At 34.2% G+C, this 16,469-nt stretch carries 8 protein-coding genes and 1 pseudogene; 5 read left to right on the top strand and 4 right to left on the bottom strand.

Features of this window, described 5'->3' with window-relative positions:
- Nucleotides 1-24: 24 nt before the first annotated feature.
- A complete protein-coding gene (gene aroB / locus CLV62_RS08755) occupies nucleotides 25-1,083 on the top strand; it encodes a 3-dehydroquinate synthase (RefSeq protein WP_110310405.1) in 1,059 nt (352 codons plus the stop codon).
- 621 nt (nucleotides 1,084-1,704) lie between these two features.
- On the opposite strand, the gene CLV62_RS08750 is transcribed toward aroB, so the two are convergent.
- On the bottom strand, nucleotides 1,705-7,563 hold the full coding sequence (locus CLV62_RS08750; protein ID WP_110310404.1) for an alpha-2-macroglobulin family protein: 5,859 nt from the start codon (nucleotides 7,561-7,563) through the stop codon (nucleotides 1,705-1,707).
- A gap of 89 nt (nucleotides 7,564-7,652) precedes the next feature.
- Nucleotides 7,653-8,903, bottom strand: coding sequence for a type IX secretion system plug protein (locus tag CLV62_RS08745; protein WP_110310403.1), 1,251 nt, complete (start codon nucleotides 8,901-8,903; stop codon nucleotides 7,653-7,655).
- 176 nt (nucleotides 8,904-9,079) lie between these two features.
- Here CLV62_RS08745 and CLV62_RS08740 point away from each other — a divergent pair, with 176 nt between their 5' ends.
- Nucleotides 9,080-10,054, top strand: a complete 975-nt coding sequence (locus CLV62_RS08740; RefSeq protein WP_110310402.1) for a DUF4349 domain-containing protein — start codon at nucleotides 9,080-9,082, stop codon at nucleotides 10,052-10,054.
- 64 nt (nucleotides 10,055-10,118) lie between these two features.
- On the opposite strand, the gene CLV62_RS08735 is transcribed toward CLV62_RS08740, so the two are convergent.
- Entirely contained in the window at nucleotides 10,119-11,735 is a 1,617-nt protein-coding gene (locus CLV62_RS08735; protein WP_110310401.1) for an ABC-F family ATP-binding cassette domain-containing protein, read from the bottom strand.
- A 456-nt stretch (nucleotides 11,736-12,191) separates the two neighbouring features.
- Here CLV62_RS08735 and CLV62_RS08730 point away from each other — a divergent pair, with 456 nt between their 5' ends.
- The 3 genes from CLV62_RS08730 (at nucleotide 12,192) to CLV62_RS08720 (ending at nucleotide 16,124) form a co-directional block, all read left to right on the top strand.
- Complete coding sequence (locus CLV62_RS08730) at nucleotides 12,192-13,502, top strand: aspartate kinase (protein ID WP_110310400.1); 1,311 nt, start codon at nucleotides 12,192-12,194, stop codon at nucleotides 13,500-13,502.
- 106 nt (nucleotides 13,503-13,608) lie between these two features.
- Nucleotides 13,609-14,766, top strand: coding sequence for a diaminopimelate decarboxylase (gene lysA, locus CLV62_RS08725; RefSeq protein WP_110310399.1), 1,158 nt, complete (start codon nucleotides 13,609-13,611; stop codon nucleotides 14,764-14,766).
- Nucleotides 14,767-14,957: 191 nt separating this feature from the next.
- Nucleotides 14,958-16,124 carry a glycosyltransferase gene (locus tag CLV62_RS08720; RefSeq protein WP_110310398.1) on the top strand — a complete coding sequence of 389 codons (1,167 nt, stop codon included), beginning with the start codon at nucleotides 14,958-14,960 and terminating at the stop codon, nucleotides 16,122-16,124.
- A gap of 141 nt (nucleotides 16,125-16,265) precedes the next feature.
- On the opposite strand, the pseudogene CLV62_RS08715 reads toward CLV62_RS08720, so the two are convergent.
- A pseudogene (locus CLV62_RS08715) lies at nucleotides 16,266-16,469 on the bottom strand (MFS transporter); the annotation flags it as partial.

Raw genomic sequence — 16,469 nt, 5'->3', positions numbered from 1 at the left:
TTCGCAGTATAAAAATATCGAATAATGCAGAAAGTAATCAAATCTACAGATCTGAATGCAGATCTTAAAAATATATTATCGGTAATTCCACATGATAAATTATTTATTCTAACCGATAGAAATTCAGAGGAGTTGTGTTTTCATCTGATTAATAATCTGGATGAAATAAAGAATGCTGGAAAAATAACCATAGAAGCTGGAGATAACAACAAGAATATGGAGAGTCTTTCTTCTATCTGGACATTCTTGTGTAACAACGGAGCAACGCGCAATTCTCTCCTTATCAATCTAGGAGGTGGAATGATTACTGATATAGGTGGATTTGCTGCCGCCTCTTTTAAACGTGGTATAAAGTGCGTAAATATACCCACCACCCTACTTGGAGCCGTAGACGCTGCTGTCGGAGGGAAAACTGGAATCAATTTCAATGGTCTCAAAAATGAGATAGGAGCTTTTGCTGCTGCCGAAACGGTATTGATAGACTCGGTATTTTTCAAATCACTTGACTATTCGAATTTCATGTCAGGCTATGCAGAAATGCTAAAACATGGACTTATCTCAAATGAATCAACTTGGGTAAAGCTTCTTCAATTTGATACTCGTAATATTGATTATCAAATTTTAAAAGAATTAGTAGTTGAGTCGGTAGAAGTAAAAGAAGATATTGTAGAGAAAGATCCTCTTGAAAAAAATATCCGTAAATCTTTAAATTTAGGACACACTATTGGGCATGCTTTCGAAAGCTTATCCTATACAATGAAACAACCTATGCAACACGGTTATGCAGTAGCTTGGGGAATTGTATGTGAATTATATCTGTCTCACAAGAAGTGTAATTTCCCCAAAGATAAGCTATGGCAGACCTTATCATTCATCAAAGAGAACTATGGTACATTCTACTTCGGTTGTGACGAATACGAGGCTCTATACGAGTTAATGAAGCACGATAAGAAGAATGCGTCAGTTGATGAAATCAATTTCACTCTATTATCTGATATAGGGCAATGCTTATTGAATCAAACAGCAACAAAAGAAGATATATTTGAGTCTATTGACTTTTTAAGAGAATCAATAGGAGCATAATATGTAGACCTATTACATATAAGATAATTAAAAAGGAGCTAATAAAATATTAGCTCCTTTTTCTATACTAAATAATCTAATACGCAATATTATAGACTTATAATATTGCAGAATAAACAATACCTATAACCAAAACACTTTTATAGAACACTAAACCTAAAAAACTAAACTATCAAATAAACAACTATTTAAAGAAACTAAACTTTTTATAAGGAATAAATTGTATTGGAAAGAGTAATCATTTTATAATTCAAGCTATAATCTTAAGCCAAGATGCTCTCTTAACAATAAATAACCATTTATAAATAGAATGGGTTATTTAGGCATCTTTTAGGTATAACACCAAAGAGGTCATAAAAGTTTAGTAGACAAAGATTTCAAATAGAAATAACGTCTTTTTAACTCTCTGAGGTTGTCATATTACATTTGAAACGGACAATTACCCAGTTTTTTTCAAACATTCAGGACTTAAACTATTTCTTTTACTCTTTAGAATCTTCATAAATACAACTCTAGTCATTATCCCAAACTATTAGAAGTACATTAAATAATTTTACGCAAAAAAGTATGACCTTGTACTTTCGCACAAGGTCATACATATTTAGATACGATTTTATCTTTTTATTGAACAATCACTTTTATACCATTTGTGTTAGATATAAATTCGGGAGCATACATACATTGTATAGAAGTTATTCCATTAGAATATTCACCACTGCGATTTACGTATACAGGATATTCAAAAACATATGTTCCTTTTGCTAAATGATCGAAAAAGAAATTAGTTGAAGCATCTTTAGTTGATTGATAGTAGTAAGTATTATTTTGCCATCTCAATCCTGATAAAGTTTCTATTGGCTCGAAACAAGAAGCTCTCATATCTTTCAAGTGTACAAACTCCATATCACGATCTACTCGAACAGTTAGACGCATAGTTACTTTATCGCCTACTTTCAGAGGATTAGATTCTGTAACTTCTACTAATGTCTTTCCATTAGCAGTTGCCTTTTCTACAAATAACTTCTTGTCAATATTCAGCTCTCCTTTTTGAGTAGTGATCTTATTCAAGTCTTCGTAATATTGCCAATACATAGCACCCCATGCTGGTCCGTCTCCCGATTTCTCGATCTTCACATTACCCATTTGATTTAAAATCTGATCTCCTGACCACGACTCTTTAATATAGCCTGTACCTAGTTCTTTGTTTTGAGACTCAATCTCTTTATTATTCACAAAGATTTTAGATTCACCTGTTGATGCAAACCAATCGCTACCAGTACTCAACAATGCATATATTGCATCAATAGTAGCATGAGTAGACTCCCAAACCTGAGTTTGTTTTTGTTTCAACAACCACTGTTTCATCATATTCATATCACTGGCAGACGCCTTTGTTTCTTGGAAAGCTTCCATTATGAAAGAATGGACAGTTACTGCAGAGTTACTCATAAAGGCACTACTTGTATTATTTGCCCAGAACATACCCATTTCATCATTAACGGTTGCGTGCTCACGAATCGAGTTCATAATCTTATCACTCACCGCTTTATTACCATTGCTTACAGACAATACTGCAAGTAGAGAACGTTCATATAAATTCAAATCAGTCCAATTTTTCTCGACTACAGATGTATAAAATTTTTCTGCCTCTCTTGTAGCTTGGTCAATTGGAATATCTCTGTAATTAGATCTTACATATAAATACTCTAATTGATTGGTAGATATACTTTTTATTTTAGCCCAATCTGGATTATGCTTTTTCAGTTCAGTAAAATCCTTTAATATTTGGGCATCAATGTATTTTAAAGCATTCATTTGCATCACACGTACTTCATTAGGATATTCAACCGCATTGAGTTTTACCAATTGCGAAAATCCATATAATATATATTGTGTCATACTTCTACTCGAATACATGTCTTTATACCACGACCATCCACCATCAGGATTTTGTAAATCCTGCAATTTGGAAATAGCTTGCTGAGTCTGCATATTCGTATTATTCAAATCGAATAATAACGAAAGACGATTCATCTGCTCTGTTTCATCTTTGGCATCTAAAACCCAAGGGGTTTCTTCCAGCAACACTGCTTTTAGCTCTTCATTTTTCTGCAATTTTGATACAAGCGTTTCCTTACTTCCACCTTGTTTTTTCCAAGCCTCAATCATTGTAGCCACCTTTGGATACTGTTTCATCATAAACGATCCCAAAGTATTTACATAATAACTGGCAAACCAGTTTACAGCATTTTCATTTGTTGGATTACTCAGTGTAGGTAGTGCTTGTATGGCATACCAAGCAGGATTTCCTGTATACTCAAGAGTCAAACGGTAATTAGATAATGTATTCGATTTATTAGTAATCAATTTTTCAAAAGTAAAATCTTTTGTCTGATTTCCGTTTACATTCATAGTCATGCTTTCGGTTACTAACATCCTATTAGGAAGTACCGAAACTACATGTTGTTCACCATCACTAAAAGATGCGCTTTCAGCAATAATTCTACAACCCAGCATATCAATATCAGCAGGGACTTCAAATGTCCATGTAGCCGATCCCGAAGCATCTTTCTCTAAAGTAAAGTCTTGATATTGATTAGATACTCCAATTGATTTCACTTGATCTGTCAAAGGATCAAAGAATTCGATTCGAACTTTTCCACTGATCGCTTTATCCGATAAATTAGATATTTTGGTAGATATACTTGTTTTATCACCTTCGCGAACAAAGCGTGGCATATTAGGTGTAACCATCAATTCTTTACGAGAAACTGACAACGCTTCTAAACTTCCAATATTTAATGATTTATCATATGCTAAAGCTCTAAATCTCCAAGTAGTATTACTTTCCGGAACAGTAAAACTAATGACAGTCTCTCCATTTTTATCTGTTTTTAATTGTGGGTAAAAGAATGCAGTCTCATTGAAATTTGTACGAATTTGAGGCTCTGCAGACTGATCCATATAATTCTCTACAAGACTTTTACCTTCTTCCTCACTAGCAATAACTTTATGCTCTTTTAATTCAGCAACATCAAGAGAGGCGTTTAAACCCGCAGCTCTACCTAGCAACATTTCAGGAGCAGGAGACATCACAGACACACCTCTCACCATAACACCATACCCATTGCCATAGAAACGGAATCCAAACCAATTTAACTGATCCCATTTAAACGGATCATATTTATAAGTTATACCTATAAAAGATGATGATGTAAGCTCAGTTCCAAAAGCTGAACCGTCGCTAAATACTCTAGGGTAAATATATTCTTGATATTGAGGATTTAGCATCCAAACACTTGGAGATTGCAATTGATCTAATGAACTGTCGTACATCGAAGCCAATAATTCAGCAAAGGCAGGTTTGTTTTTATTATCTTTTACAGAAATACGCCATTCTTCCTGCTGCCCCGGACGAAGTTTATCTCTGAATACTTCAAATTTCAAATTCAAGTTCTTAGCCTCTTCTTCTTTCGAAAGAGTTACTTGCTTGATATATGGTTTTTCATCAATTACATATGTAAATACTGCTGTAATCTGATCACCATACTCATCTTTATAAGGAATTACAAATTTCTTATTCTCGTTACTCAACTCAAGATGTTGACGTTGTAATAGCTTGTCGCCCTTTAGCAAGTCATACAGTATAGTTGCATTTTTAGCAGATACCCCTAATACTATCTCAGCATTTTTACTAGAATTAAAAGTCTTTTGTTTTTCAATTAACCATTCATTTGTTTCGATCGGAGGAGTCTTATCATCCAAAGAATACAGGATAAAGTAACTGCGAGATACTACATCTCTATCCTTGTCATCTTTAGCATTTAATGATAACATATATCTAGCCGAGGGTAATTTAACAATCTCATTTCTAAGATCAAAGACCGTAGTATCTGTAGTAAAACTACCTGATAACACTTCTGCTTTAATACTATCATTAGGCAATACACTATATACTGTATAATTACCCTTAGCTTCGAGAACTTGTCTGTTAAGGTTTGTAGCCGTCACGTGTATCTTTTCTTTTGAAGCTTTATCTAGTTGTAAAGGAATATTAGCTGATAGTATCATGGAAACATCGCCTATCGCAAAGTTATAATTCCCACTTTGTGTTTCACCATTTATGTCAGTCACCTCCGCATTTACAGAAAAATTATAGATATTATTATTGAATCTTCCTGCAGGAGAATCATTTAAAGGTGCAGTAAAAATAATTTCAAAAGAACCATCATCGTTAGTTGTTACAGTTCCGTTATCTACATTTTCAGTAGGTGCCGGAGACCACCATCTAAAGAATGAACTTTTTGTGATACTATACTCCACATTAGCACCCTGTACTTTAGCTCCCGAATAGTTTTCGGCACGCCCTGTAAGTTTTACAACATCACCAAAGGCATATGTCTTCTCTATTTTATCGAAAGTAATTTGAAAAGTAGGGCGTTTGTATTCTTCAACACTAATGTATTGAGAAGATTCTCCCACTTCGATTCGATATTGTCCCGACAGTCCGTTTTGAGGTAATACAAACTCACCAGATATTGATCCGAATTCATTAGTCGAAAGTGTTTTATCCACAACCAATTGATTGTTTACATTATATAAACTTACTTTATATTGCTTATTCGGATTTAATACTGTTGTTTTCTTGTCAACTTGTTTTGCAGATATAGCTTTAAAATATACAATCTGACCGGGACGGTATATACTCCTATCGGTGAATATACTAATCACATCATTATTTAAAGAAGGGGAATATACCGAAGTATTAGAAAAATATTGATATTGAGGCAATTCTACCCCATCTTTACTCACTCGGTATACATATCTGAAATTATCTTTGTTTTTATTAGCCTCTAATAATTTTTTAAGATCATATGTAGCGAAACCTTCTGCATTAGTTTTTACTTCATCCACCTTCGTGTACTTTTCCGGAGACCACGATACGGCATAAATAACAATAGAAGCATCCTTCATGGGCTTGCCCGAAAGGCGATCTACCGTATAAAACTCATATTGGTCTTCGCCTGTAATTCGTGCAAAATCGGCTATAGTAGAAATACTGAATGAAAACCAATTATCAGTTGGTACATTACTTTTCTTATCGAAATCGGCAGCTATTTCATAATTACCTATTTTATCCAATTCTAAAGTAAACTCATGTTGATCAGTTGAATACGTAGTCTTAGGATTAAGAGCTATTTTTTGAGTCTTAACAATTGCTTTGGTCTTTTTATCCTTGACTTTGATAGTCATTTCTTTCAAATTCTTATATGTCAATTTGAAAGTTTTACTTTTATTATCAGGATGATATACCGACGAACCTTCTATTCTTGCATAAGGACTTTCAAGTGAAGCCAGTTTACTTTTCAGCAGATTTATACGCTTGTAATTAGGATACTTCTCCAAACCATATTTACACCAGTCATATGCTTTCTTTGTATTAGGATTCTCTCCTTGATCTATATTTCGATAGCCCCCCCATCTGGAGACATTATTGCTATTTAAGTTATCAACTAAAGCTCCAATAACCTCTACATTATAATCATAGGGCTGATTCTTTTTCTCTAACAACTGTAAAAAGTCATATGCATATTTAGTTCGATATGTTTCCGAACGACCCGATAAATAGTCATTTCGTTGCAGTTCCAGCAACGCTAAAGATTCATTCTTGTTACGGCTAAGAAGAGATTGAAGGAACTCTTTATAATATTGTAAAGTAATAAGATTATCTTCTCCCGAGAAGTCTAATTTCACAAAATAGGACGCAGGTACAGCCAAATCTGATACTTTATATTTTTTTGCAGTAAGAGCTTTTTGAAATTCTGACGCTTGATTACTTGCCGAAGTTATCCTCGTCGATTGATCTATTGCCCGATTCATCAAGAAATCATAAAGTGTAGGATACAATGTCTGAGAATCAGCACCCAGTTCTATAATATCCTTATAATCTTTTGTGGGTTGTTTTAGAAGAGATGGCTGATCTTTTACTGATTCCGCCAAATTGCTTAAAGCTTTCTCTTGAAATATATTCTTCGACCACTCTTTCATATCATCAGGAACAAAGCCTGCAATATTAGTCCTACGATCAATAGTCCATCTATCCGCATCATAATAGTTCAGATATATTTCTGCTAACATCGAATGTAATAATGCTTTATCATTCACATCCTTAGAAGTGGTTATCAGATTTTCCAGATCAGTAAATAGCTGAGTATTCTCCTGATTATCTGTAACTATTTTATACTTATTCTTGTAGATGAGAGCTTTTATTGCCTGAGGTGTATTCTTATCTGCAATTGCCTGTTTGAGAATCTCGTCTATTACATTTATTGCAGACTTGGGCAGATCGTCCTTCTCAAGCTTTTCTATCTGCGCCCACTTTTGTTCATATGACTTCATAGAACCTCCATTTTTTAATGTCTGGGAAAATACTCCTATAGATAAGAGCAGAGCCAGACCTAAAATTAATCGCTTCTTCATATTTTGATTATTTTACGTTTCTATAATAAATAGGTAAATTTGAAAGGAAAATTCCATACAACACCTTCTCTTTTTAACCTTTGCAGCTATTAGTTACCAGATATTAACAGTACTGCTACCAAATTATCACTTTGATAACCCAATGGACGATGGTAAACGTATATACAATATTGATTCTGTGTCTCAAAATAATTCCCCTCGATTAAAGAGGTAGTATAATTTTTACCAGACTTTGCCAAGTATTGATAATTATATGCACCTTGCTTTAATAGCATGGAGCCACGATACTCTTTCTCATTATAATCGTACGTCATCAAAGACTTCTCATCGAATGTATCATTTGTAAAAGCTCCGTTTAAATAGATTGGTTCTAAGAATGGATTATCAGCCTTTAAAGTAAAATTGGTGATAAAGTAATCGGCATCTGTATCACTATCTCGTCCCTCTGCATTTCGAACAACAAATCTCCCATCCTGATCACGGTCATATACATGCCTTCTGCCTGCTCTTATTTTGTCGGGAACAACATAAGTGTAATAATAAGGTCTTATGTATTTTGTTGACTCTATCCTCAATCCATTGTACCGAAAGCTTACAGATTCGAATCTTCGATATTCGTTACCTGCTTCAAAAATCAAATCTTTATTCAACTCATATACCAACCGATTTCCTTGTATAAAAGTTGGCTTAATAAAAGATTTCTGATTATCCATCCGATTATTCTGACGAATAAATACCGTCAAATCGGCAAACACATCTCGTATCCTCAAATTATTAGTATTGATAACGAACGATACTTGTTGATGCTCCTTGTTACTATCTATGTCAGTATTAGAAGAAACCGATCCTGTAATCTGCACCTCCGGATTCAATATGGAAAAGCAGGCAGTCAATAAAACCTTATCGGGATTATCTTCCTCATAAACTTCTACGACATAATTACCCGAAAGCATTATTCGTTGCCTGTCGTTGGGTATTTCGATATTGAAATTTATATAATCAACCGTTGTATTAAAGGAAAGGGCAAAATCTTCGATCGGAATATTATTAAATCCATCCACATATTCAACATCTATTAATGGCGAGCGAGTCCAATCAGCATAGCAATTGATAAGACGATAACGCAACTGCTTAGTTGAATTAGGCCCCATCCTGTCGAAATTTATCTGAATATAGTCATTGTTATTTAGTTGAATAAAAGGTAAACGCTGCCAATCACCTCCTGCATTAACCTGTAGGGTATGTATTTCGTCCGATAATGCCTGTGTTTTATATACTTGTCCATACATTAAAACAGTAGAAACAATTAGCAAGTATAAGAGTAAGGGTATACGTTTCATAGAAAATTATTTATTTCACACACTAAAGTACTAATAACAAATAAACGAGCATGTAAGTTTAAACAAAACTTATACAACAGATACTTCAAAAAATAATATTATTGGATTTCTACCCATACTTATGGAATCGGAGAGCTTTATCTCCTCTATAGTTATATAATCTAAATTCGCATATTATGATTCTACGAACTAAATCGATAAGTATTATACTAGGAGCATGTTTTTTATTATCATGTTCGAACAGATCGTCTAAAGCAGAGCATCAGACTAGTGATATTTCTGAATCAGCAAGTGCAGAAACCGAAGCAAATATAGCTTTTACGCCCTCTGCTACACTGCAAGAAACATCAACAAGTTCTTCTCAATCTAATTTTATAAGTTCTCTGGCAGCATCTACCAGCAACGATGATGGCGTTCATAAATTTATACGAACTGCCCAAATGAAATTCAGAGTAAAAGATATTCCCAAAGCAACTTATACGATAGAAGATATAATTATTAAGAATAATGGTTTTATCATTCGCTCAGCCATAAATAACGAAAATAGTTATTCAACCACTACTAATATTTCCACAGACTCATCTTTAGTGATTCATTATAGTAATCTGGTTGCCGATTTGACACTGAGAGTGCCGTACAGCAAATTAGATACTGTATTAAAACAAATGGCGCCACTTGCTCTCGAAATCAATTATCGAACGATAGAAGCAAATGATATTACCTTACAGCTACTTTCTGAGAAAATGAAACAGGAACGCATGAGTAAAAAAGGTAAACGAGTTTCCGAGGCCATTAATAACAAAGGACATAAACTGAACGATGTAATGGATGCCGAGGAAGTTCTTGATAACACACTCGAAGAAACAGATAAAACAAAGTTAGCTGAATACGAGATAAACGATCAGGTAGAATACAGCATCATAACCATTAAATTATATCAAAGCACAAGTGTATATAAAGAGAAAGTATTACGAGAAAAACCAGTAGAGGAATACCAAGCCAGCTTGAGCGAAAAAGCTAAAGACTCATTATATAACGGATGGATAATTATCAGTTCATTATTTATATTCCTGCTAAATATCTGGCCTCTTATTATAATCGGAGTAATCGCAGCCGTACTCTATTTCAAATACAAAAAGAAGAAAGAATAAAAAAATGTTATATAAAAATAGCCGAACAAACTTGTTCGGCTATTTTTATTATTGATATATCATATTAAGAAGATAAGACTCTTTTCTTGGCTAAGAATTCTTTTATTCCACCGATATGTTCTCTTACTTTTTTATCTGAGAACTCAAATACTTTAGTAACTAATCCGTCAAGAAAATCACGGTCGTGCGATACCAATATTACAGTTCCATCATAATCCAGAAGAGCATTTTTCAAAACCTCTTTCGTTTTTAAATCAAGGTGATTAGTAGGCTCATCGAGAATCAGAAGATTTACAGGTTCAAGCAATAGTTTAATCATAGCTAAACGTGTACGTTCTCCTCCCGATAGTACTTTTACCTTTTTATCGGAATCATCCCTATTGAACATAAAAGCACCTAATATACTACGTATTTGCGTACGAATATCACCTTCGGCAACTCGATCTATTGTTTCGAAAACAGTTAAGTCTTCATCCAATAAATCCGCTTGATTCTGAGCAAAATAACCAATCGTTATATTATGCCCCAACATCATTGTTCCTGTGTATGGAGTTTCGCCCATCACACATTTAACGAAAGTCGATTTACCTTCACCATTCTTTCCTGCAAGAGCAACTTTCTCACCACGCTCTATCATTAGATTAGCATGCTCAAACACAAGATAATCATCGTATTTTTTGGTAACCATATCAACCGTTAACGGATAAGTACCCGAACGTGTTGCAGGTTGAAATTTGATGCGAATAGAAGAGCGGTCTTCTTCATCAATCACCACCCTGTCCAGTTTCTCTAATTGACGAACACGGCTTTGTACCAAAGTAGCCTTAGCTGCCTGAGCACGAAAACGCTCTATAAATTCTTCAATTTCCTGTATTTGTTTTTGTTGGGCCTCCCAAGCATGAACCTGCTGTTGACGGCGTTCTTCTCTCAATTCTATATATTTAGAGAAGTTTACTTTATAATCGTAAATCTTACCTAAAGTCAACTCAATAGTACGAGTCGTTACCGCATCAATAAACGTACGGTCATGCGAAATAAGAACTACTGCATTTGCCTGAGTAGTTATAAAATCTTCCAGCCAGCCGATAGATTCGATATCGAGGTGATTGGTAGGCTCATCCAATAGCATAATATCAGGTTTACGAAGCAACAATTTAGCCAGTTCGATACGCATACGCCATCCACCGCTAAACTCGCTTGTAGGTCTGTCCAAATCATCACGTTTGAAGCCTAGTCCCATCAATGTTTTTTCAACTTCGCCATCGAAGTTTGTATCTTCTATATTTGCCAGTCTTTCATGGGCATGGGTAAAATCATCCAATAATTTGGAGTAAGAATCCGATTCGTAGTCTGTACGAGTCTCTAACTGACGATTCATCTCTTCTATAAGTGCTTCCAAATCATAAATCTGCGAAAAAGCCAATGATGCTTCTTCACGAACTGTTCTATCATCCGAAACCTGCATAACCTGAGGCAAATAACCGATAGTCATCCCTTCGGGACCTGAAACAGAACCTTGATAGCTTTTATTTACACCTGCAAGTATCTTCAACATGGTACTTTTACCTGCACCATTTTTACCAACAAGAGCTATACGGTCTTTAGCGTTTATTATAAAATTTATATTATCAAAAAGAGTTTTTCCACCAAACTCTACCTTAAGCGATTCAACTATCAGCATGTACTTCTATTCTTCTTTATTTAAAACGAGGTGCAAAGGTAGATATTTTGAAGAGATAAACAACCCTGCAAGTATCTAATAACCATTCTCAACCAATTTAAATAATGCTAAATATCTATTGCTATATTACATAAGTATAACTAACTATATGTATTTCACTTACGGAATTAGCCAAATAGCTTACCTCTTCAATTATAAGCATCAAAACATTCTAAAAATAAAACAACTGTAAGGAGAACTTAAAAAATGGTATCAGATTTGATCCAAAGCAAGAAAATACAAGTTTTTTTTTGTATTTTTGTTCATCTTTATTCAGTATATTGATACTGGAAGATATCTATTGTTACATAATTTATAGTAAAGAGATTAAAGCTTGCTTTATAATCCGTATACTTACATTGTATAATAAATTTAGGTCTATACCTTAGTAGTCATTTTTTAATACAACATATAAAGATGAAAGTTCTGAAATTCGGTTCCACTGCCATTGCAAGCCCTGAGAGGCTCAAAATTGTTACTAAACTAGTTAGCCAAATACCTAATAGTATTGTAATTCTTTCTGCTATTGCAGGTACAACCGGTCAATTAGAAGAAATTTCAGATTATTTATACAAGAAAAACCCTGAAGGAGCTAACGAGTCTATCAATCGTCTGGAAAAGGAATATCTAGAAAAAGTGGAGGAATTATATTCTGCACAAGCTATAAAAAGCGAAGCTGAATCTTTTGTTATTGAAACGATTTCTTATATCCGCTCATTTACAAATGATCTGTTCACACTTTTCGAACAAAGAATAGTACTTGCTCAAGGCGAACTTCTAAGTACAGGACTCTTTACATTAATGCTGAAAGAGTTAAACATTAAAGCTCTTGAACTACAAGCTAAAGACTTTATTAGAATAGATAAGAAGCAAGAACCCGATTCTACTTTTATTCAGCAAAACCTTACTAAGCTATTACAGCAAAATAAGGATACTGATATATTTGTGACCCAAGGTTACATTTGTCAGAATGCTTATGGAGAGATAGATAACTTCCAATTTGGAGGAAGCGATTATTCGGCATCACTTGTTGGTGCTGCAATTCAGGCAGAAGAAATTCAAATTTGGACAGGCTTTGATGCTCTGTATGGTAACAATTCTCAATTGATTTCCAATACACACATTGTACATCAGATCAATTTTGATGAAGCTGCCGAGTTAGCATACTTTGGTGCTAAAATTTTGCATCCAATGTGTATACTTCCTGCTAAGATGGCGAATATACCAGTAAGATTATTGAATATATATAAACCAGAAGGAAAAGGTACACTTATCTCTAATCAGACTGAAAAGGGAAAGATTAAGGCAATAGCATCTAAAGATGGCATTACCGTTATCAATATAAAATCGAGCAGAATGTTACTCGCTCACGGATTCTTAAGAAAAGTCTGTGAAATATTCGAGAATCATCAAACCTCAATTGATATGCTTACCACTTCCGAAGTAGGTGTAGCCGTTACAATTGACAGTCCTAAATACTTGACCGAAATTACAGACGAGTTGAAAAAGCTAGGCGTAGTAACTGTAGATCGTAATATGACTATCATATCGGTTGTAGGTGATCTGAATTGGGAAAATGCAAGTCTCGAAGCTGAAGTTCTGGATGCCATCAAAAATGTGCCTATCAGAATGATTTCATATGGAGGAAGCAGCTATAATATATCTTTTATTATCAAGGAAGAAGATAAAGAAAAGACATTACAGTCTCTAAATAATAAAATATTCTAAGCAGTAAGATTTAAACCTTTTATAGCTTTGATTGTTGCAATATCCAGAGATTGTTATGACTCAAAAATATATCATTAAATATTTTTCATTTACTTAATTACAATATATGACAAAAGGAACATTTCCTGTGGAGAGCTTTAAAGGGCTCGAAACTCCTTTCTATTATTACGATGTCAATCTATTAAAAGAAACCCTATCTATAGTTAAGGAAATAACTCACAAGTATGGTTACATACAGCATTATGCGGTAAAGGCAAATGCAAATCACCGAATTTTACAAACAATTGCAACTGCGGGATTTGGTGCGGATTGTGTAAGTGGTAACGAAGTAAAAGCTGCTATTAATGCAGGCTTTCCGGCTTCAAAGGTGGTTTTTGCAGGAGTTGGTAAAACTGACAAAGAAATAAACTTAGCATTAGATTACAACATTTTCTGTTTCAATGTAGAATCACTACCCGAATTAGAGGTAATGAACGAATTGGCCGAGAAAAAAGGCAAAACAGCATCTGTAGCTATTCGTATCAATCCGAATGTGGATGCTCATACTCATGAATATATTACTACAGGACTGAATGAAAATAAATTCGGATTCTCAATATCTTTTCTGCCTAAAGTGTTTGAAAAGATAAAGACTCTAAAAAATATCGAATTAATAGGAATTCACTTCCACATCGGGTCGCAAATTACAGAGCTTGATACCTTCAGCGAACTATGTGAAAAACTAAATGATATCCAAGCTATATGCGATAAAGAAGGAATAAATATTCAGCATATTAATTTGGGTGGTGGATTAGGAATAGATTATGATGATCCAAATGCTAACCCGATACCAGACTTTAAAGGCTACTACGAATTGATCAACCAGAAAGTTAGTCTGAGAAAAGGACAAATATTACATACCGAATTGGGACGCTCTATTGTTGCACAATGTGGTTCTCTTATTTCGAGAGTTACTTATGTGAAAGAAGGCGAAAGCAAAAAATTTGTAATTCTTGATGCAGGTATGACCGATTTGATCCGTCCTGCTTTATATCAGGCTTATCACAAAATCGAGAATATTTCATCGAATTTGCCTGTTCAACAATATGATGTAGTAGGTCCTATATGCGAATCTTCTGATTGTTTTGCTAAAGATTACGACTTGAATGAAACAAAAAGAGCTGACTTTGTAGCCCTTCGCTCCGCAGGAGCATATGGCGAAATAATGGCTTCACAATACAATTGCAGAGAATTGCCTAAAGCCTATTTATCGGATAGTCTGTAAGCAAAAAAGCTATATATCAGTATCTAAAGAAAGTCAAGAGCAGATAATTCTTGGCTTTCTTCTGTTGTAAAGGAGTAAGGTTTATAAATCTTAGTATCTTTGTCTAATATTTCAGTAGCGATAGTGTATATATCAACGTCTCTACTGTTAAATACCGCTACAAATATTTTACGGTACATATACATATTCTAATGGAACAATTTCTATCTTATTTTACGCTTGATATTATTGGAATAACACTACTATCAATACTGTTAATAACACTTATTATCCAGATATTTTTTTATATTCAGTACTACAAGAAACCTGTGTCTTATTTCAACAAAATAAGTAGCTACAAAGAAGATATAACCAATTTACCGTCTGTGTCTGTCATCATAGTAGCTAAAGACGAATCCGAAAATTTAGCTAGATGTTTACCTTCTATTCTCAATCAGGACTATCCCGATTATGAAGTTATAGTTGTCAACGACGGATCAACTGATGAAAGCGAATTCCTTTTAAAGAGTCTGAAAAAAGAATATCCATATTTATATAGTACATTTTCACCGTATTCAGATGCTAACGAAACTATCCAAAATAAAGTTTTACCACTTACCATAGGCATTAAAGCTGCACGCAAAGACATATTGTTATTTACAGAAGCCGATTCTTTGCCTATGACTAATCAATGGATTAAATCGATGATGAATAACTTGGCCGGCAAGGATATTGTAATTGGTTACAGTCGTTTTACAGAAGGTGAAGATTTCAGCAATAAAACCGCCTTATTCGACAATTTGATTTTCACTTTGCAATATATGTCAATGGCTATCAAGAATAAGCCTTTTGCTGGTCTGTATAAGAATCTAGCCTATAAGAAACATTTGTTTTTTGATAATAAAGGTTTTTCCGCAACACTCAACTATGACAATGCAGAAGAGGTTTTTGTGAACCATATTATGACAAATAATAACACTGCGGTAGCTTTAGATCAGGATAGCTATGTATCTACTGAGCTGGACAGCTTTTCTCATTGGAGAAAAATTAAAACAGCTTATAGCAGAGCAAAATTTAATTTCAAAGGATTTACTGCCGGAGTATTTTCATTGGAAACATTCTCCAGATACTTATTTTATTTGATAACTATTGCTTCAATAGCATATAGTTCCATATCACTTCTTTGGGTATATTTAACTGTTGCAATCCTATTTTTTATCATTAGATATACAGTGCAGGTTATAATTTTGAATAAAGCTGCTGATCATTTTCTAACAACGCGGTTTCATTTAGCCTTGCCTTTTCTGGATACTATTCAACCTTACTACAATTCTTACTTCTCTCGAATTTCTAAAAGTAAAAAAAGACGAAAAAAATAATGCCTCTCCTTTAGGAAAATTGGGAGTAACAAAAGCAATAAATAAAAAGGTCTGAGACCTTAAAAAGGCTCATTGATATTTCAATGAGCCTTTTTTCCGAACAAAATTATTATAATAAAACTAATCCTAGAGAATTTTCATTTACAGATCCGTAATCGGTTTATATTTCGGCACGAGCGTTTTCATAACAGTCCATCCGATGAGATAAGCCACGGCACATACCGAGAAGATGATAAAATAGCCGGCCTCTTCACCTTTGAATCCCATAAAGACCATCTGAGTCTCCCCTGCATGATCAAACAATACACCCGAACCCTTATTAATAAGGAACGAACCCACACCACC

The organism is Indolivaga alginatilytica, from assembly GCF_003201355.1.
Classification (GTDB): Bacteria; Bacteroidota; Bacteroidia; order Bacteroidales; family Dysgonomonadaceae; genus Dysgonomonas_A; species Dysgonomonas_A alginatilytica.
This window is presented reverse-complemented; position numbering and strand designations above follow the sequence as displayed.